Below are 21067 nucleotides of genomic sequence, written 5' to 3'. Positions count from 1 at the left end.
GCCAAGGTTGACTTAGTGTAATTTTTACAATTTAATTTCTATATTTAATTCCGATTTAACAAAAATCTGAATTGATGAGTACAAAATTTGTAAAACGGGGAGTGCTATCATTTGCCTTAGCAGCAGCATGCCTTTTTGCTGATGCGCAAGAAAAACACGAACGTTATGAACAGCAGTTAGCGGGTACAACGCTGAGCTTTTCGATGGAGGCCATTCCCGGTGGACTTTATAACAGAGGAAGTAACAAATCTGACAAAGCAGATGAAAAACCTGTACATCAGGTAAAGATTGATCCTTTTTGGATGAGTACTTTTGAAGTGACCTGGGATCTTTATGAACCTTTTGTCTATAAAGATTTTGAGGTAACAAAAAGTGTAGATGGTAAAGTAGCTGCAGAAGTGGATGCGGTCACACGACCGACCAAACCGTATCTGGATATGACATTCGGAATGGGTAAGGAGGGACATCCGGCGCTGGCTATGACACATTACAACGCTATCCAATTTTGCAAATGGCTTTATATACGTACTGGAATATTCTATAGATTACCGACAGAAGCGGAATGGGAATATGCTTGCAGGGCTGGTTCGGATACGGAATATTATTTCGGTGATGATGCGGCTATGCTTGAGGAATATGCTTGGTTTGCTGCGAATAGCAAGGAGCAAACGGCTAAGGTAGGACAAAAGAAACCGAATGCATGGGGATTGTACGATATGATGGGGAATGTGGCTGAGTGGACATACGATCAATATATCGAAGATTTCTACCAACAGTTTGCTGGCAAAGTAGCAGAGAATCCTGTTGCGGTTCCTACGACCTTATATCCGCACAGTGTGCGCGGTGGCTCGTTCGAGAGCAAAGCAGATGAGTTGCGTTCGGCTGCACGAATGGCTTCTGATCCGTATTGGAAGCAACTGGATCCGCAGATACCGAAATCTAATTGGTGGTTTCCGGAGGCTCCTTTCGTAGGTCTGCGTTTAGTGCGCCCTGTGCATGTGCCCACACATGAGGAAATCATGGCATATTACGATAAAGCACCCATAAAGGACTTTTAAATAGCATAATAAACCTGATAATGGATACTATAAAAAGGAGAGAATTTATCAAGGCCGGATCGGCTTTGGCAGGAGCTACAATGTTGGCTTCTTCACCGGTGAGCAGTGTTTTTGCTGCAGGTACAGATGAAATCAAAATAGCTTTGGTGGGCTGCGGTGGTCGTGGTACAGGGGCAGCTTTTGACGCATTTGCCTCGGGGCAGAATATCAAGCTAGTTGCAATGGCTGATGCTTTTCAGGATAATCTGGAGTCAACTTATAATACTTTAAAAGAGAAATTTGGCGATAAAGTGGATGTGCCAGATAGCCGTAAATATGTAGGGTTTGACGGTTACAAATCAGCTATTAAGGATGCTGATGTCGTACTTTTGGTAACGCCTCCGGGCTTCCGCCCGCAACATTTTGAAGAGGCGGTGAAGCAAGGTAAACATGTGTTCATGGAAAAAGCTGTTGCGACCGATATTCCTGGTGTGCGGAGTGTATTGGCCACGGCAGAGATTGCCAAGCAGAAGAAGCTCAACGTTGTGGTGGGTTTACAGCGCCGTTACCAAACAAATTATCGTGAAGCTATCAAGCGCATACATGACGGTGCTATCGGTGATGTGGTTTCTGGACAGGTCTATTGGAATAGCGGCGGCGTGTGGGTGCGGCCGCGTAAGCCCGGACAGACCGAAATGGAATACCAGATGCGTAACTGGTATTATTTTAACTGGCTGTGTGGGGATCATATTGTAGAACAGCACGTGCACAATATCGATATTGCCAATTGGGTGAAAGGGAAATATCCGGTCTCTATTCAAGGGACAGGTAGCCGTGCTCACCGTACAGGTAAAGAATATGGTGAAATCTATGATAACTTCGCCATTGAAATGACGTATGATGATGGCTCTGTGGTATATAGCCAATGTCGCCACTTTGAAGGTATTTCTAACCGCGTGGATGAAACCTTTCAGGCTACAAAAGGAAGAGTGTATCTTTCGGCTGGTAATCAAGCGGTGCTATGGGATGCGAAAGGAAATGAAATCTATCGACATGATCCTAAAGGTAATCCAAATGCTTATCAACAAGAGCATAAGGAACTTTTTGCAGCTATTGCAAATGGGGAATATAAATTCAATGATGCTGAGTACGGCGCTTACAGCACCTTGGCTGGTATTATTGGACGTATTGCCTGCTATACGGGCAAGGTCATTAAGTGGGATCAAGCGTTGCAGTCAAATATTGATTTGATGCCGGAACGTTATGCGTTTGACGCATTGCCTAAAATTTTGCCCAATGAAAATGGAGAGTATCCGGTAGCCATTCCGGGTATCAATACGGAACTATACATATAGAAAAACGTGTTAAAGGTCATTTATATCATGATTGTTGTTTGTATTGGTTGTTGGGCCCATGCCCAGCAACCTAAATTTGTGATGAATGGCCGGGCGCAGGGGACAACTTATTCTATCCAATATTTTCATCCGACGGAGGTCGTTGTACAGACCGCTATTGATAGTGCTTTGGAGGTGATAGATTTATCCATGTCTACCTATAAGCAAAATTCGAAAATAACGCTTTTTAATTCTCCCGAAACGCAATCGATTGCTATGGATGGGCATATGCAAAATGTTGTGCGAAAAGCTTTTGCAGTACATAAAAAATCGAAAGGATTATTTGATGTGACGGTCAAGCCGCTGGTAGACTTGTGGGGCTTTGGCCCTGAGCAGATTAAGGTATTCCCGCAACAAGTGGCAATTGACAGTGCGTTGCAAAATGTGGGGATGGATAAATTGCGGATTCTTGGGAAAAAGCTGGTGAAAAAGCGACATGCGATAAGTATTGATCTGAATGGCATTGCCCAGGGATATACAGTGGATGTATTGAGTGATTTGCTCGAACAGCATGGCATAGAAAATTATTTGGTAGAACTAGGGGGAGAAATACGGGCAAAAGGGAGTAAAGATGATGGACAACCTTTTCAGATAGGGATAGAAAGACCGGATGATACGCAGGCTTCATTTGTGTTGCGGTTGAAAGATAATGCCGTAACAACGTCCGGCAATTATAGGAAAACTTATACGATGGATGGCAAGAAGATTCATCATCACATCGACCCCAAAACAGGTTATCCTGTGCAAAATAATATTGCCAGCGTGACCGTTATTGCTAAGACTGCTATGGACGCGGATGCTTATGACAATGTTTTTATGGCGATGTCGGTAGCGGATGGACTCAAGCTGGCGAATGCACTCAAAGACACTGAAATTTATGTGATATATCAGGAAGGGGAAGCCTTTAAGGAAGCCTTTTCGAAAGGATTTTATAATTATGTTAAAAATTAACCAAAGGATATGAATCGTTCAGATTTTATAAAAAGCGGGGTGCTTTTAGGGGGGACATTCCTTATGAATAAGGAGAGTAAGGCTGACACACAATTCAAGCAGAGCGGAAGCCCGTTTAACTTGGATTATGCCCCACATGAAGGCATGTTTGCCACTTCGGCAGGTAAGGATTTTATCGATCAGATAAAATATATGCATGATCTTGGGTTTCGTAGTATCGAAGATAATGGGATGCCGGGCAGATCGGTAGAAGACCAGAAGAAAATCGGTGAGACATTGGCAAAACTAGGGATGCGTATGGGCGTATTTGTTGTGCCTAAGGGAGGCAACGGTGCGAATACCCTGGCGGCAGGTAAGTCGGAACATGTGGATATTTTCCTAAAAGGCTGCCGTGACTCGATAGAGATTGCTAAACGGGTTAATGCCAAGTGGGTGACGGTTGTACCGGGCGATTATCAGCGGAACCTGCCAATAGGCGTGCAGACGGCTAATGTTATAGAAGCACTGAAGCGCGGGGCTGAATTGTTGGAACCGCATGACATAACGATGGTTTTGGAACCTTTGAGCGACACGCCAGATTTGTTTCTGCGCTATACGGATCAGACTTATGAAATTTGTAAAGCGGTGGGAAGCCCATCGTGCAAGATTCTGTATGATGCTTATCACCAGCAGAAAAATGAAGGAAACTTGATTCCGCTGATGGATATGTGCTGGAGCGAAATAGGTTATATCCAGGTAGGGGACAACCCGGGACGGAGAGAACCGACAACTGGTGAAATCAATTATAAGAATGTCTTTAAATGGATTAAACAAAAAGGGTATACTGGAATTGTCGGTATGGAGCATGGTATGTCGAAATCAGGTGTGGAAGGAGAGAAAGCACTTGTGTCCGCATACAGGGAAGTCGATAATTTTTAAGATTTAAAGCCACTAAAATAATTTAACTGTAATTTTTTTTGAATATTTATTATAGAAAATAATATCTTTATAAAAATAAACCTATCACAAGATGTCAACATCAATACGATTTAAATTATCATTTATGATGTTCCTCGAATTTTTTATTTGGGGAGCTTGGTTCGTTACTTTGGGAACGTATCTTATCCAGAACTTAAACGCGGAGCCGTTACAAATTTCTAATGTATTCTCTACACAATCATTGGGGGCAATCATCGCACCTTTCATTATTGGGATGATTGCGGATAGGTACTTTAATGCTGAGCGAATATTAGGGATTTTGCACTTAATCGGTGCGGTCTTGATGTTCCAGATGTATAATGCTACAGATATTGCGGTTTTCTATCCGTATGTTTTGGTGTATATGATTCTATATATGCCTACTTTGGCTTTGGTAAACTCGGTTTCTTTCAGACAATTAACCAATCCGGAGAAACAATTCTCTAGTATCCGTGTTTGGGGTACAATAGGTTGGATTGTAGCCGGTTTGACCATTAGTTTCCTAAAATGGGATTCACCGGAAGGAGCAGCAGAGGGTGCATTGAAAAACACATTTTTGATGACGTCTATCGCTTCTTTGTTATTGGGGTTGTTTTCTTTCATTTTACCTAAAACGCCACCTGTTAAAATCAGTGCCGATGAAAAACCGTCATTTGCTTCGATTATTGGTTTGGATGCCATCAAGCTTTTGAAAGACAGAAACTTCCTGCTTTTCTTTATCGCATCGATATTGATTTGTATTCCATTGGCTTTTTATTATTCGAACGCGAATCCTTTCCTTGTGGAAATAGGACTGGCTGATGCGACAGGGAAGATGGCGATTGGACAAGTATCCGAAGCGGTGTTCTTATTGTTATTGCCTGTGCTTTTTGTACGTTTCGGCTTTAAGAACACCATTCTTATCGGGATGTTGGCTTGGGTTGTCCGTTATTTATTATTTGCTTACGGCGATGCAGGATCTGGTACTTGGATGTTGATCCTCGGTATTGCATTACATGGTATTTGTTATGACTTTTTCTTCGTATCTGGTCAGATTTATACGGATAGCAAAGCCGGTGCGAAATATAAGAGCGCTGCGCAAGGATTGATTACGTTGGCGACGTATGGTGTCGGTCAGTTAATCGGTTTCTGGGTAGCAGGCTTTATTGGTGATAAATACCAAGATATGCGTACGACGGATGTTTCTGGTTTCTGGCAACAGGTATGGATTGTACCTGCAGGAATCGCCTTGGTAGTAATGATTCTGTTCTGGTTATTCTTTAAGAACGAAAAGATTGAAAGTAAAACAGTGTAAGATAAGGTGATGAGGATGTCTGAAAAGGTTGTAATCATTAAAAAAACGCGTCATTGCGAGGAAAAATGACGAAGTAATCTGCGTTTTTATCGTCATCAGATTGCTTCGTTCCTCGCAATGACGATGACGGCGGATTTTTCGGACACCTTCATCACTCAAATAAATTACAAACCTATAAGGTTTACTTGTGGATACAACGACAAAACCTTATAGGTTTATAAAATGAAGATGAATTTAAAATAAACAAACTATAATTGAAGAGATATGGCAGATAATGTTTATGATGCAATTGTCATCGGATCAGGGATAAGCGGCGGTTGGGCTGCAAAAGAACTGACTGAAAAAGGTCTTAAAACCATTATGTTGGAGCGTGGCCGTAACGTTGAACACGTAAAGGATTACCACGCGAATAAAGACACTTGGGAATACGAACATCGTGGTGGTCGTACCAAGCAGATGGAAGCGGATTATCCGGTGTTGAGAAGAGATTATCCATTGAACGAACGCAACTTGGATTTCTGGGTGAATGAGAAAGAAAGCCCGTATACGGAAGTAAAGCGTTTTGACTGGTACCGCGGTTACCATGTAGGTGGACGTTCATTGATGTGGGGTCGTCAAAGTTACCGTTTTTCGGATTTGGATTTTGAAGCCAATGTGAAAGATGGACATGGTACAGATTGGCCTATCCGCTATGCGGATATCGCTCCTTGGTATAGCTATGCGGAGCGTTGGGCTGGGATCTCTGGAAATAGAGATGGATTAGACGTGTTGCCGGATGGAGATTTTATGCCAGCCATGCCATTCAACGTGGTGGAGAAAGACCTTGCAGAGCGCTTGAAAAAAGAGTACGGTGGGCAACGTCACTTTATCATGGGGCGTACGGCTAATATTACGCAACCACACCATGGTCGTGTAAACTGTCAGTATCAGAATCAGTGTTGGTTAGGTTGTAACTTTGGCGCGTATTTCAGTACACAATCTTCTACCTTACCACCTGCAATGGCTACAGGAAACCTGACTTTGCGTCCGTTCTCGATCGTAACTAAAATCATTTACGATAAGGATACACAAAAAGCGAAAGGCGTTGAAATTGTAGATGCGGAAACAAACCAAACTTATGAGTTCTTTGCAAAAGTAATCTTCGTCTGTGCTTCGGCGTTCAACTCTACTTGGGTATTGATGAATTCGGCTACAGATGTGTGGGAAGGCGGTTTAGGAAGCAGCTCCGGTGAGTTGGGACACAACGCTATGGACCACCATTTTAGATTGGGTGCTGGTGGTCGCGTAGAAGGTTATGAAGATAAATATATTTTTGGACGCCGTCCTACGGGATTGTATGTTCCACGTTTCCAGAACGTACCTGGAGATACCAAACAACGTGATTATGTACGCGGATTTGGTTATCAAGGAGCAGCCAGCCGTGGTCGTTGGTCCGGCGAAGTAGCCGAAATGAGTGTTGGTGGAGACTGGAAAGACGCGATGTGCGAACCGGGAGATTGGAGCATCGGGTTTACAGCGTTCGGTGAAATCCTTCCATACCATGAAAACAGAATCTATCTGGATAAGGATAATAAAGATAAATGGGGGCTTCCGTTGTTGGCAATGGATATGGAAATCAAGGACAACGAGAATAAAATGCGTCCGGATATGAAGGAGGAGATGAAGGAAATGTTAGAAAGCATTGGCGTGAAGGATGTGTATACGTACGACAATACCTATTATATGGGTCAAGGTATCCACGAAATGGGAACAGCGCGTATGGGTACAGATCCGAAGAACTCGGTTTTGAATAAGCATAATCAGGTTTGGGATGCGAAAAACGTATTTGTAACCGATGGTGCTGCGATGACTTCAGCTGCTTGTGTGAACCCATCATTGACTTATATGGCTTTGACAGCTCGTGCGGTTGATTTTGCTGTACAAGAATTGAAAAAAGGGAATTTGTAAAACAGTTAAGTAATCCACATAAACGTATAATATGATGAAAGAAAAAAATAATTCGAGGCGCGACTTTATCAAGCAGGCAGCTTTAGCAGCAGCAGGGTTTATGATTGTGCCACGGCATGTGTTGGGAGGTAAGGGCTTTGTCGCTCCTTCTGATAAGTTGGTCGTTGCGGGTATCGGTGTCGGTGGTAAAGGCCATAGCGATATTATGTCATTTCATAGAAGTGGCAAGGCAGATGTCGCATTCTTATGTGATGTAGATGATCGTCGTGCGGCAAGTGCAGTGAAAGACCTTCCAAAAGCAAAATATTATAGAGATTACCGTGAAATGTTGGATAAGGAACATAAACACATTGATGCAGTTTCTGTTTCCACTCCGGACCATAACCATGCTATTCAGGCATTGGCCGCGATGCAGTTGGGCAAGCACGTTTACGTGCAGAAACCTTTGACCCATGATGTGTGGGAGGCTCGTGTACTGACTGATGCAGCGAAAAAATATAAAGTCGTTACCCAGATGGGTAACCAAGGGGCATCTAATGATGGTCCGCGCGAGATCAAAGAATGGTATGAGGCAGGTTTAATCGGCGATGTACATACAGTTTACTGTTGGACAGATAGACCGGTTTGGCCTTCAGGTATCGCATGGCCTACACAGACAGCTCCTGTGCCTAAGGAATTAGATTGGGACCTATGGTTAGGTACGGCACCTTTTAAAGACTACGTAGAGAAATTGGTTCCGTTCAACTGGAGAGGTTGGTGGGATTATGGTACAGGTGCTTTGGGTGATATGGGTTGTCACTTATTGGAAGTGCCGTTCAGCACTTTGGGCTTACAATATGTAAAAGATGTACAGGCTACAGTAGGCTCAGTGTATATCGATGAATTTAAGCGAGGTTACTTCCCTGAAAGCTGTCCGCCATCAAGCCACGTAACGATGACTTTCCCTAAAACATCAAAAACACAAGGTGATGTAACATTGCACTGGATGGATGGAGGTATTCAGCCAGCACGTCCAGATGAGTTAGGTCCGAACGAAATATTTGGCGATGGTGGTAACGGTATTCTTTTAGTGGGTACGAAAGGTAAGATTTTGGCAGATACCTATGGTGATAATGCTCGTTTGTTACCTACTTCACGTAAAGAGACTGTTCAACAGAAATATGCACGTGTTCCGGGCAAAGCGAACGGCCACTACGCACAATGGGTAGAGGCATGTATAGCCGGTTATGGCAACATGGAGGTAAGTGCTCCATTTGAAATCTCAGGTCCACTTACTGAAGCTTTGTTGATGGCTAATTTGGCTATTCGTGGAGCTGATATGCGGGTCGATGGTAAATATCCGGGAAGAAACTTGAAACTCCTTTGGGATAATGATGCGATGAAAGTAACAAACTTTGATATCGTGAATCAGTTTGTAAAACGGGAGTATCGCCAAGGATGGGATATTAAATATAGTCTTTAATAGAAATTTTGAACGTTATGAACAGAAGAGAAGCTATACAACGTGTAGCGATGATATTAGGAGGCTCGGTCATTGGAGCGAACTTGTTCTTGGAGGGATGTACTCGTCCTGCTTCCAAGGATGTAGCTACGCTATTTGAAGCAGAGTCTACAAATTTGTTAGGGGATTTAGCTGAAGCTATTCTCCCTAAAACTTCTACTCCTGGAGCGAAAGAAGCTGGGGTAGGTGAATTTATTCCGGTAATGATTCGTGATTGTTACGATCCTGTTGACCAGAAAGCTTTCTTAGAGGGCTTGTCAGGTGTGGATGAAAGAGCTCAAAAAGAATTCAATAAGAAATTCCAAGAACTTTCGAAAGAGGAACAATTGCAGTTTGTGAATAAATGGGACAAAGAAGCTCAGGAATTCCAGAAGGAAAGAAGTGAGAAGCAAAATGCGCTGTACGAGAAAGCTGAAAAAAGTGGAAAGAAAAGAGAAGAGGCGGAACAATTGCCTAATCATTTCTTCCATATGCTGAAACAGTTGACATTGACAGGATTCTTTACCTCTGAGCTTGGTATGACACAGGCATTACGCTTTGTGAAGATCCCTGGCCGTTACGATGGTTATTACCCGTATAAAAAAGGAGATAAAGCTTTTGCGTAAAAAACTGAAAAAGGGAAGATTTTTTGTCTTCCCTTTTTCTATATATAAATATCCATCAAAAAGATGGTTTTGTCTCCTTTGCTTATGACAAAATTTGAATCCTAAGAAAACACGTCATTGCGAGGAAGAATGAGGAAGCAATCTGTGTTTTCGGCATCAACAGATTGCTTCGTGCCTCGCAATGACGTTGATGTTTTTATATAGCGTCTTTTTCTATACATGAATATCCATCAAAAAAATGGTTTTGTCGCCTTTGCTTATGGAGAAATGGATTTCGTCACCTTTTAAACTGTGGGCAATATTGACCTCTTGTCCCAGTCCCAATTCTTTGATATAATTCATGTCGATGGATTTAAACGGTTTGTTGAGCACGACAGCTGCATCCAAACTGTCCATGCACCATTCGGTGTACCGAACATTGTTAACATGTTGCACTACATCCAAATCGGATAATCTGACCGTATAAGAGGAATGTTGATCATAATCCGTCTGCTGATCGATACGCCGGAAAGGCACGCTTGTAGATTTTTTGCCTGACAGAACGTGCTGTGGATTGATGTGGATAGCTAAATTTTCGGACTTTCTTTCTTTGATGTTGAGTACGGCCCAAAAGGTACTCGCCCCGATAATCTTTTTCCCACCGACCTCAATGGCAAAATCGCGTACAGAACGATTTCCCAGAAAGTCTTCTATCCAGGTATGGATTGTGATTTCTTGCAACAGCTTTGGCAATTTGTCAATTTCTATGCGTACACGGGTTAATACCCAAGCTTGATTTTGCTTGGCCATGTTCATATAGTCAAAACCCAAACCGGCTGCATGTTCTGCCGCAACCAATTGCATCAGGTTGCTTAATTCACTATACTTTAGAAATCCGTTGGGATAACATTGTGTAAAATCTAATCGATATGTTTTAGAATAAATTTCAATAGGCATCGTTAACTATTTTTAATCCTTCACTTCTATCACTTTTATATGATATATGTAAAAGTGTAAATAATTTGTGATTAATTTGGCATTATGATAATGTAATTTTTATATTTAGTTTCAATAAAAGAGTTGAAAGTATGATTGGACAAATAATAGAAAAAGAACGTATAAATGAATTTAAAATCATTCCTGCGGAAGTGGATAAATCAGCTGTATTACAAGATAAGTTGAAATCTGCTTTGCGTTTAGGAAATGAGTTTAAATCGAAAACCACTATTGCTTTTCAGACAACAGATGGTCCTAAACGTGTAGAGACGACTGTTTGGTCGCTCACGGAAAATTATTTACAGATAAAAGGTGGGGTATTGATTCCGCTGAAATCAGTTATCGAGATTGATTATTAAAAAGTCTTGAAAAGGCGAAGGTTTATACAACTTTCGCCTTTTTTATGCTTTTATGAGAGGTCTGAACTTGTTTGTGCAGCATCCTTTTTTCCTACGGCACTTAAAAACAGGTAGCCGGAGATACCTGAAATCAAGGAACCGACCAATACTGCTAATTTTGCTTCTTCAATATGCAGAGCATTATCAAAGGAGAGAATGGATATAAAGATGGACATGGTAAAACCAATACCGCCGAGCATCCCCACGCCGATGATATGTTTCCATCCCGCTAGCTCAGGTAATTTCGTTAGACCAGACTTTACAGATATCCAACAGATAGCAAATATCCCTACTGTTTTGCCAACAAAAAGCCCCAAAATAATCCCCAATCCCAGGCTGGATGTTAATCCGCCCAGCATTTCACTCTGGAAGGTAATATTGGTGTTGGCAATGGCAAATAGTGGAACAATCAGGAAATTCACTGGTTTGGAAAGAGCATGTTCCAGCTTTTCCAAAGGGGATTCCGTTTCGTCTGGTGTGGTTGGTAAAGTCATGGCGACCAGGACACCGGCGATTGTTGCGTGAATGCCGGAGTGATGAATAAAATACCAAATGAAAACACCGGGAATGAGGTACAGCCATATGTTCTTGACACCGAAACGATTGAAAATGACGAGTAACAACAGGATTGCGCCTGCGTACATCAGGTAGGTATAGTGCAAATCGCCGGAATAAAACAAAGCGATGACCAAGATGGCCAATAAATCGTCTACAATGGCTAAAGCGGCTAAAAATATTTTTAAACTGAGTGGAACTCTTTTACCAAGCATGCTGATAACGGCTAATGCGAAGGCAATATCCGTTGCCATTGGGATACCCCAACCGTGGTGTGTGTCTGTATCGGCATTAAGGACGGCGTATATCAGGGCAGGAACCAATGCGCCTCCAATAGCACAAAGAATGGGTAGAGCCGCTTGTCGGGGTGAGGAAAGTTCTCCTTCTACCAATTCACGTTTGATTTCCAATCCCACTAATAAGAAGAAAATGGCCATTAATCCATCATTAATCCAGGCGGCTATGCTGTAATTTAGATGGATATTCTCATTTTCAAACCCCAACTTCGTGTTTAACAGATTATTGAACGGGATAGATAGGGGACTGTTTGCAATAATGAGTGATAGTGCTAAACAGAAAAGTAACAAAATTCCACCTCCGGTGCTTGAGTTTAGAAAGTCTTGGAAAGCTTTAAGATTGATGCGTTTTGTCATGCTACGAAGTTACCCAAAAAGTTTGATTTTAAGTGGAAAAACGAGGGTGAAATGAAAAAGGTAGCTGTTATTACAGCTACCTTTTTGGTGTTCCCGGCGGGGGTCGAACCCACATCGTCAGAACCGGAATCTGAAATTCTATCCATTGAACTACGGGAACTTTGGGGCAAAAATAATACTTTTTACCTTACTTCAAAGTGTAATAGCAAAAATAAATGCCCCGCTATGTATTAATGGTCGTGACCGTGATCGCTGACCACATGTACTTCCACTTGAAGATCAATATCATTTGCGCCAGTGAACTTTGCAAAATCTTTATTATTCCAGTCTGCTGCCGTGATATTTGCTTTAACGCCCGGGTTTAAGTGGCGCATGATGTAGCGAAACACAAAAGTATCAGCTTCTTTAGCAACGGTTAGGTAACCTGTAACCCCGACTTGTATTTTGTTATTATCAGCATCTCTGTCTGCATAAGCATATTCAAAGGTGCCTTCTGGTGCACCTAAGATGAAGGCTTGATGGATGTCTGCACGTTGTACAAAGGTTTGTTGGGTTTCTCTGCCTGCAAAATCCTTGGCGATTAATTCCAATTTGTAAGTTTTGCCAACTTCCAAATGCAGATGTGTACCCACTTCAGGAAGTCCTTCTTTTGAGAATTTGACATGTTCTACATCTGGATTTTCGATTTCATTGTAGTGATAATGATCGCCATGTGCCTCGCGTTCCACTTCGGTAAAGACTAATTCAGCTGCATTGACCTCTTCTTGGTCGATTTCAGGAGTAGGATCGTCTTTTGAACAAGAGGTAGATAATAAAATAGTAAATATGATAGCGAATAAACTTAATTTTTTCATGTCTTAATGTGTAATGTTTTTAAAATTGATAACTTAATTTGACTTGTATATTTCTACCCATCTGATGGGCAAAATATCTGAATCTATCCATGTAGTCTTTGTAGGATGTGTTGAATAAATTGTTTACTGATAACAAAACCTGTAGGTTTCTTTCTTCTGGCATAGTTATATGCTTACTCAATACCAGATCGAAGAGATGGTATGCGGAGGGTGGAGCAGTATAATCTGTGCCATCCTCATAACGTGCCTGCTCGGCCACGAAACGATGGGTGAATTTGATGTAGGCATTTCGTAATGGTGCATAAGTTGGTTCCCACTGTATTGCATGACTCCATCTGTCTGCCGGAATATATGGCAAATAGCTGTTTAACGTGGTGTTCTTCGCCCTTACAAGGGAAGCCTTAATATGGTAACCTAGTTGTTCGTTTAAAGTAAAGGAAGCGCTTAGGTCCACACCATAAAAGAATGCGTCATGCTGTTCATAGGAAAAGAGAGGGAAGGTACCTCTGATAGTCTGTCTGACAGAATCTGAATGTGGCTGCGCATAGATGTAGTCATACACCATTTGGGCGTATGCATCTACTGTTGCCTGCCATTTTTCGGTATTCCAGATCAGGCTATTTACCCACTTCAATCCTTTTTCGCTTACTAAGTTTTTATTACCTACTTCGTATGTGCCGCTACCATGGTGTACGCCATCGCTATATAACTCATTGGCAGATGGTGCACGCCATGCCAAACCGATATTGCTTTTCCAGTTAAAGTGAGGGAGAATGTGGTAGAGTATTCCAAATGTCCCCGAAACATTATGAAACTGGCGGTTGTCAGTCATCAGGTATTGATTGAGACTGCCATCTGCATTGGGATGGGCATAATCATAACGATAACCAGCCATATCTAAATGTTTATAATCGTAGCGTAGCCCACCTTCTGTATGCAGTCTGCCAAAGTGAAGTTGTTGAATGGCATAGGCACTTAATGTATAGCTATCAAAATTTGGGATGATAGGCGTTGTACCTGTCCCGGGGGTATTGTTGTTGACCTGTATAGAGGTCTGTGTTCCTACGGATAACCCTTTGACTTTGTAGCTGATATCTAGATTTTGGGTGGTGAGTACCATGTCAGCCATTGGGGTGTCATCTGCAGCAATACGCCTTAAATCGAATTCTTTACGATGGTTGTGCTGGAAAGCGTATAATACCTCCAAGGACTGTTCTCCGCGAAGCTGTCGTTTCCATTGTAATTTGGCCAGATCGTGGGTTACAGTTTGGCGCGGCGCTTCTATATCATAACTGAATGCATAGTCTTCGTAAGGGCGTCCATGTGCAATACGGGCTTCAATGTCTTCAGCTGTTGCAATATGTGCTCCACGGAAAATGCCTAGAGTTGTACCAAAATGACTGTAATAGGCTTCCCATCTATTAGCTTCCTGTTGGTATTGTAAGGTGCCGGAATAGTTCAGTTCTTTCGCGCCGGTGTTGCCTAAATAATAATCGGCAGCACGATAGTTGCCTGCTTTTTTGCCAGAAGCCTGTATACGCCAACCAAGATTCGGAATAGCAACCACACCACCTTCAAGCTCCCCGTTGAGCGTGAGGCTACGACTGTTGGATTGGCCGATGGTATTGATTTCACCTGCGATCGCTTTGTGGCTGTCTATGTCATCTGCCGTAATCAAGATGACACCACCTAAGGCATCTGCACCATAGCGAACACCTTGTGCACCCTTTATAACTTCGAGCTTGTCGGCTACGAAAGGATCAATCTCAGGAGCGTGTTCTACTCCCCATTGTTGCCCTTCTTGCCGCACACCTTGATTCAATAGAAGAATGCGGTTGCCATGAAGTCCGTTGATAACAGGTTTGACAATAGAATTGCCCATGCCAATAGTAGATAAGCCAGAAAGCTGACTTAAGGATTCTGCCAAAAGATTACCCTTTTGCTCACGCATCTGCACCTGCGAAAGCCGATGAAGGCTTGCAGACAGCGACTGCATTTGCTTACCGGTAATTACGACATCCTGTAAATGGATATGACCAAACCCTAAGCTGTCTTTGCTTATTGTATCCGCTACTTGAGCTTGACAAACGGACCAAAAGAAGCATGTGCAACACAATGCCAGAAGATGTTTTATCATCAGTTGTTTTTCCTATGGGTTCACACCCAAGATTATTCATGTGATACCTTTTTTGGGATTATGTTTTATAAATTCAATCCTCACCCTTAATCTCCCGTCAAAGAGCCGGGACAGGCTCTCTCCCTCGTCAGAGCCGAGGCACGGCAAAGGAGAGGGAGACCAATTAATTTCCTTGACAGATTAGACAGGTAGTAAACTATACGCCCCCCCCTCTCAAGCTGGCGCACCCTGTGGCGTGTGTCCTTGTATTTGATGAAGGCACGAGCGGCACGCTCGCGCCAGCGAAGGCCTCGCAGTGCCTCGACTCAGGCGAGGGAGAGGGTTGGGGAGAGGATATTAGGATTGTAAGATTGGAGGACCTCGGTTCGATCGGCTATAAACATTGTAGAGCAAGACAAAAGATGACCTCTCAGGAATGTGAAGAATATCGATTGTCTGTTCAAAAGGTGAAATAACATTCGTGGATACTTGGAGGCCATCTACAACTTGATGAACCATAAACCAACACAATGAACAAGTGTCGGCAGTATGATCGTGATGTGCGGATGGACAATCTTCATGCTGCGTTGTTTCGTGCGTATGCGTGTATTGCAATGTCGCACTCAACAATGTTGTGCTTATTGTGAGAAGAATGAAGATATGTTTGAGCAAATGTCCCATGTAAATGATGGCACAAATATAGTTCAAATGCAATTGTGTTGCAAATTAAATATAACAAAGTTGCATTTATGAACGAGGATGATATTGTGTGATGACGGACTGTAGATAGTCTTTGTCGATATGGGTATAGATTTCCGTAGTAGTAATGCTTTCATGTCCAAGCATATCTTGTACGGCACGAAGATCTGCGCCGCCTTCCACTAGGTGGGAGGCAAAAGAATGTCGGAAGGTATGGGGGCTAATATCCTTGTTCAATGCTATCTTATTTGCTAACCTTTTGATGATAATGAACACCATCACTCGTGTAAGTTGGGCGCCACGTCGATTCAGGAAGACAATATCTTCGGCGCCTGACTTGATAGCTAAGTGTATGCGGACTTCTTCAAGGTATATGCGTAAATATTTAATGGCTTGCTGACCGATGGGGATAAGTCGTTCTTTGTTGCCTTTGCCTTCTACTTTGATAAATTCGATGTCCAGGAAAAGGTTGGAAATTTTTAGGTTCACCAATTCGGAGACCCGCAGCCCGCACCCGTAGAGTATTTCCAGAATGGCTTTATTGCGCATGCCTTCAGGCGTAGACAAATCAATTGCGGCTATCAGCGCATCAATTTCTTGAATATTCAGTACGCTCGGAAGTTTCCGGTTTAGTCGTGGAGCTTCGATAAGTTCTGCTGGATTATCTTCTAATTGGTATTCTATCTGTAGAAAGCCAAAGAAAGTTTTTAAACCTGAAAGAAGACGTGCTTGCGTATAAGGGGAGATATTAAAATCGTTGATAAAGAGCAGAAACTTTTGAATGTCACGGGTCTGTATAGTGTTCAATGCAAGGTTCTTAAAGGAACAAAAAGCCTCTAATTTGCTAACATCGTTCATGTAGGCATCAATAGAGTTTGGAGAAAGGCTACGCTCCAACTGTAGGTACCGCTTAAAATCCCGCTTGACAATGCCCCATTCCATAAGGCAAAGGTAGGAAATGTTATTTTGTTATTACGCATATACTTTTTATAGGGTAAATGTATCTTGGTTGTGGTTAAAATATATGGAGGGTTTAATTAAACAGTTTTTTAAGTCGCCTAGATCCCCGAAAGCTTTTGCTTTGACGTCAAGATAAGTGTGCCTGTATTATTATCCTCTCTCCAGCCCTCTCCAGAGGAGAGGGAGCGTATAGTTTGCTACCTGTCTAACTATCAAGGAAATTAATTGGTTTCCCTCTCCTTTGGAGAGGGATTAAGGGTGAGGACTATAAGAAAAAACTTTTTGATAACGCCCCTCTGTCCCGGCGAGGGACGGAAAGGTTGTGGAATGGGAAGAAATGACAATTGTCAAAATTAACCCTCTATTTCCCCTCAAAACAAAATTATTCCTAAGGGAGTGATAAAGTTTATGGAAAATTCGTAGATTTATCCAATACGATATATTTTTTGAAAGTAAACTATATTTAAATGAAGATTATTAAACCTATTGCGTTAGCTTTTTTATTGCCAACGTTGTTGCAAAGCGTAGAAGCTGCGCCAACGTCTATGACTTATGAAGCAAGACAAGTTCTTGTTCAGGATACCATTTCCTGGGATGCACCTTTGCCTTTTGACAACGAAGTAAAAACGGGGAAACTTGCCAATGGATTCCAATATTTTATCCGTAAGAATGTGGAACCGAAGGATAGGGTGACCATGTATTTGGCAACTAAAGTGGGGTCTATTCTCGAGACAGAATCTCAATTAGGCTTGGCACATTTTATGGAACATATGAATTTCAATGGTTTGAAACATTTTCCGAAGAATGCGTTAGTGGATTACTTGCAGAAAGCGGGTGTGCGTTTCGGTAGTGATTTGAATGCGTATACTAGCTTTGACCAAACGGTGTATCAATTGCCAATTCCTTCGGACGATCCAGATCTATTGAAAAATGGGCTACAGGTCATGCGTGATTGGGCACAAGATGCTCTATTGACGGATGAGGAAATTGATAAAGAACGAGGTGTTGTGTTGGAAGAGATGCGGGGTGGTAGAGGGGCGGCACAGCGTATGCGTGATCAATACCTACCTGTTATGCTGAACAATTCGCTCTATTCTAACCGCTTACCGATTGGTACGGAGGATGTTATTACCAACTTTCCTTATGACGAATTGCGTAAGTTTCATCAGGACTGGTACCGTCCGGATCTGCAAGCCTTAATTATAGTAGGAGATGTGGATGTAGAGCAAATGGAAAATGAAGTGAAGCGATTGTTCTCGGACATGAAAATGCCTGCAAATCCGCCTCAGCGTGTGGAGCATAAAGTACCTTTGCTGAATAAAAATCAATTTATTGCTGTTACTGATCCAGAAACAAGTTATACAATCGGTCAGATAACCATCAAGCATCCTGAAGAAAAGGTAACAACCGTTCGGGATTTCCGAAAACAATTGTCAAAATCGGTCTATAACAACATGCTGAATGCGCGTTTGAGTGAATTGGGACAATCTGCTAATCCACCTTATATACAGGCAATGGCGAGTGTAGGCGGTTTTCTAGCGGGTTTGGATGCCTTCAATGCGCTTTTCGTAGCGAAGCCTAATGAGTTTGAAAACGGATTCAAAGCTTTGGTGCGTGAGTTGGAGCGTGTGCAGAAGCATGGTTTCACCTCCTCAGAATTTGAGCGTGCGGTGTCGGCTATTCATAAAAATAATGAAACAGCTTATACGGAGCGGGATAAGAAAAAGTCGGACAGCTATGTAAACCGTTATTTGAATTACTACCTGGAAGATAGCCCGGCATTGAGCAACGAGGATAATTACCGGTTGAATAAACAGCTTTTACCAACATTGACACTGGAAGAAGTAGAAGACATTGGAAAGCAATACTATCTGGACAGCAACCGGGATATCATTATTATGGCACCGGAAAAAGAGAAGGAATCTCTTCCTTATGAAGCGAAAGCTTTGGCTTGGCTGAACGAGGTAGAGTCTGAACAGATAACGGCTTATGAGGATAAGGTTTCGGATTTACCGTTGCTTTCCAACGAACCTGTGAAAGGTGCGGTCGTTGAAAACAAAGCTATTGATGCTATTGATGCAAAAGAACTCGTTTTGAGTAATGGGGTAAAAGTCGTATTAAAGCCGACTACCTTTAAAAATGATGAAATCTTAATTAACGCTTACAGTCCTGGCGGAACTTCTTTATATAGCGATGTGGATTATTATTCGGCTTCGCACGCAGGGAGTTTGGTAAACAGTAGTGGTGTGGGACAGCTGAACACTATTGAGCTTCAAAAATACATGACTGGTAAGAATGTAAACATCAGTCCTTATCTTTCGGAAAGAAGTGAAGGTCTGTCCGGTTATTCGGACAAGGAAGGCTTGCAAACAGCTTTTGAAATGATTTACGGTTACTTTACCGAGCCACGTATTGAGGACGATGTATTCCAAAGTACTATCACGAAAAATCTGTCCATGATTGCCAATCGTGAAAGTAATCCAAGTTTTGTATTCTCCAAAACGGTAATGGAGAGCCTTTATGACGGTAACATTCGTCGTGTGCCAATTTCAGAAGATGGCGTGAAGCAGATTAACCAACAACGTGCCTTGGAAATCTACAAAGAGCGTTTTGCGGATGCTTCTGATTTTGTATTCACCATTGTAGGCTCGTTTACAGAGGATGAAATCAAACCTTACCTGGAGCAATATGTAGCATCTTTGCCAAGCTTGAAACGTAATGAGAAAGCGATAGATTTAGGTATCTACGAACCGGAAAAAGGTTTTGAACGCATCGTACACAAAGGGCAGGAGCAGAAAGCTACAGCTGTATTGACCTATTACGGTGATTACAACTATAATGAAGTCGAAAACCTTAATATGGATGCTTTAGAAAGTGTGCTATCCATTAAATTGATAGAACGTCTACGTGAGGATGAAAGTGGGGTGTATGGTACAGGAGCACGAGCATCTACATCCAAAGCACCTAAGGGACGCTATAGTTTTACGGTGTCGTTTGGGACAAGTGTCGATAAATACCAACCGTTGATTAACTCGGCGCTGGATGAAATCAATAAAGTGAAACAAAACGGTCCTGTGGCTACGGATTTGGATAAGTTTAAAATCGAGCAAAAAAGACAAATGGAGCTTTCGTTGAAAGAGAATCGTTTCTGGATGAGCCAGATTTCTGGCGCTTATCAGCGTGATGAAGACCCAACGTATATTACGCGTTATTTGCAGGATTTGGACAAATTGACGGTAGAATCTGTTAAAGAAGTCGCTAACAAATATCTGAAGGAAGATAAGCTATTTAAGTTTATCTTATTACCGGATGAGAAATAGTTTTTTACAGCCCACGATTTAAATCGTGGGCTGTTTTTTTAAGAGCAACAGTTCTTCTCTTTTGTAACAGGAAAGGTTTAAGTTTGCCATTATTCATGTTTTGTAAGATAATGAAAGAAGAACTCTTAAATAACCTGCATCATATTCAGGAAAGAATAGAAAAAGCTTGTATAAAATGTAATAGAAACCCCAATGAGGTAAAATTACTATTGGCAACTAAAACTGTATCTGCTGAACGTATCAAAATAGCATTAGAGGCAGGATATACGCTCATTGCCGAAAACAAGATACAGGAACTGAAAGAAAAGTACGAGGATTTAAAAGAAATTCCACATACCAACCATTTTATTGGGCATCTGCAAACCAACAAAATAAAAGATATTCTGAAATACGATGTTTCCTGCATTCAGTCGGTTGACCGCTTTGATTTGGCAGAAAAATTGCAGCAAAGATTAACGTTTGAAGACAAAACTATTGAAGTGTTTATACAGGTAAATACTTCGTTTGAAGACAGTAAATTCGGGGTACATCCTGATAAAGCCATTGAATTGGTCAGACAAGTAGCCCAATTTGACCGGATAAAAATTAAAGGTTTAATGACGATAGGCCTATTTAGTGCTGAACCTGAAAGAGTCCGCAAATGCTTCCGTTTATTGAAAGATATTCAACAACAGGTTGTTGCCCTGAATATTCCTACTGTGGGCATGCGGGAACTATCTATGGGTATGAGTGGTGATATGGAAATAGCTATTGAAGAGGGAGCAACAATAATACGCGTAGGCACAGCAATATTCGGACAGCGGATTTACCCTGATAGCTACTATTGGAACGAAAATAGGAATTAATTAACC

Annotated in this window: 16 protein-coding genes and 1 tRNA gene; 11 read left to right on the top strand and 6 right to left on the bottom strand. The window is 42.0% G+C overall.

Going from position 1 to position 21067, the window contains the following annotated elements:
- Nucleotides 1-74 precede the first annotated feature (74 nt).
- The 8 genes from BM375_RS01985 to BM375_RS01950 all read left to right on the top strand — a co-directional run bounded on the left by BM375_RS01985 (nt 75) and on the right by BM375_RS01950 (nt 9686).
- Nucleotides 75-1058, top strand: coding sequence for a formylglycine-generating enzyme family protein (locus tag BM375_RS01985; protein ID WP_093363473.1), 984 nt, complete (start codon nt 75-77; stop codon nt 1056-1058).
- 20 nt (nt 1059-1078) lie between these two features.
- The gene (locus BM375_RS01980) at nt 1079-2392 is read left to right on the top strand and encodes a Gfo/Idh/MocA family protein (protein ID WP_093363472.1); all 1314 of its coding nucleotides are present in this window, start codon (nt 1079-1081) and stop codon (nt 2390-2392) included.
- Nucleotides 2393-2419: 27 nt separating this feature from the next.
- Nucleotides 2420-3382 carry an FAD:protein FMN transferase gene (locus BM375_RS01975; protein ID WP_093363471.1) on the top strand — a complete coding sequence of 321 codons (963 nt, stop codon included), beginning with the start codon at nt 2420-2422 and terminating at the stop codon, nt 3380-3382.
- A 9-nt stretch (nt 3383-3391) separates the two neighbouring features.
- On the top strand, nt 3392-4300 hold the full coding sequence (locus BM375_RS01970) for a hydroxypyruvate isomerase family protein (protein ID WP_093363470.1): 909 nt from the start codon (nt 3392-3394) through the stop codon (nt 4298-4300).
- Between the two features lie 91 nt (nt 4301-4391).
- Nucleotides 4392-5633: a nucleoside permease gene (locus BM375_RS01965; RefSeq protein WP_093363469.1), complete on the top strand. Its 1242-nt coding sequence runs from the start codon at nt 4392-4394 to the stop codon at nt 5631-5633.
- Nucleotides 5634-5897: 264 nt separating this feature from the next.
- Entirely contained in the window at nt 5898-7580 is a 1683-nt protein-coding gene (locus BM375_RS01960) for a GMC oxidoreductase (RefSeq protein WP_093363468.1), read from the top strand.
- Between the two features lie 31 nt (nt 7581-7611).
- Nucleotides 7612-9042 carry a Gfo/Idh/MocA family protein gene (locus tag BM375_RS01955; RefSeq protein WP_093363467.1) on the top strand — a complete coding sequence of 477 codons (1431 nt, stop codon included), beginning with the start codon at nt 7612-7614 and terminating at the stop codon, nt 9040-9042.
- 17 nt (nt 9043-9059) lie between these two features.
- Nucleotides 9060-9686: a gluconate 2-dehydrogenase subunit 3 family protein gene (locus BM375_RS01950; RefSeq protein ID WP_093363466.1), complete on the top strand. Its 627-nt coding sequence runs from the start codon at nt 9060-9062 to the stop codon at nt 9684-9686.
- 213 nt (nt 9687-9899) lie between these two features.
- Here the strand turns inward: BM375_RS01950 and BM375_RS01945 are convergent, their stop codons facing one another.
- A complete protein-coding gene (locus tag BM375_RS01945; RefSeq protein ID WP_093363465.1) occupies nt 9900-10622 on the bottom strand; it encodes an acyl-[acyl-carrier-protein] thioesterase in 723 nt (240 codons plus the stop codon).
- A 131-nt stretch (nt 10623-10753) separates the two neighbouring features.
- On the opposite strand from BM375_RS01945, the gene BM375_RS01940 reads away from it, so the two are divergent.
- Entirely contained in the window at nt 10754-11020 is a 267-nt protein-coding gene (locus BM375_RS01940) for a hypothetical protein (RefSeq protein ID WP_093363464.1), read from the top strand.
- 50 nt (nt 11021-11070) lie between these two features.
- On the opposite strand, the gene nhaA is transcribed toward BM375_RS01940, so the two are convergent.
- The 5 genes from nhaA to xerD all read right to left on the bottom strand — a co-directional run bounded on the left by nhaA (nt 11071) and on the right by xerD (nt 16878).
- Nucleotides 11071-12267 (bottom strand): Na+/H+ antiporter NhaA, encoded by a 1197-nt coding sequence (nhaA, locus tag BM375_RS01935; protein ID WP_093363463.1) that lies wholly within the window; start codon nt 12265-12267, stop codon nt 11071-11073.
- Nucleotides 12268-12352: 85 nt separating this feature from the next.
- Nucleotides 12353-12427 (bottom strand) — tRNA-Arg (locus tag BM375_RS01930).
- A gap of 70 nt (nt 12428-12497) precedes the next feature.
- The gene (locus tag BM375_RS01925) at nt 12498-13121 is read right to left on the bottom strand and encodes a hypothetical protein (RefSeq protein WP_093363462.1); all 624 of its coding nucleotides are present in this window, start codon (nt 13119-13121) and stop codon (nt 12498-12500) included.
- A 19-nt stretch (nt 13122-13140) separates the two neighbouring features.
- Nucleotides 13141-15258, bottom strand: coding sequence for a TonB-dependent receptor (locus BM375_RS01920; protein ID WP_093363461.1), 2118 nt, complete (start codon nt 15256-15258; stop codon nt 13141-13143).
- Nucleotides 15259-15984: 726 nt separating this feature from the next.
- Complete coding sequence (gene xerD / locus BM375_RS01915; protein ID WP_093363460.1) at nt 15985-16878, bottom strand: site-specific tyrosine recombinase XerD; 894 nt, start codon at nt 16876-16878, stop codon at nt 15985-15987.
- A gap of 485 nt (nt 16879-17363) precedes the next feature.
- Between xerD and BM375_RS01910 the strand changes: the two genes are divergently transcribed.
- On the top strand, nt 17364-20216 hold the full coding sequence (locus BM375_RS01910; RefSeq protein ID WP_093363459.1) for a M16 family metallopeptidase: 2853 nt from the start codon (nt 17364-17366) through the stop codon (nt 20214-20216).
- A gap of 110 nt (nt 20217-20326) precedes the next feature.
- Complete coding sequence (locus BM375_RS01905) at nt 20327-21061, top strand: YggS family pyridoxal phosphate-dependent enzyme (RefSeq protein ID WP_093363458.1); 735 nt, start codon at nt 20327-20329, stop codon at nt 21059-21061.
- The last annotated feature ends 6 nt before the right edge of the window (nt 21062-21067 follow it).

This window comes from Sphingobacterium wenxiniae (assembly GCF_900116225.1).
GTDB lineage: Bacteria > Bacteroidota > Bacteroidia > Sphingobacteriales > Sphingobacteriaceae > Sphingobacterium > Sphingobacterium wenxiniae.
This window is presented reverse-complemented; position numbering and strand designations above follow the sequence as displayed.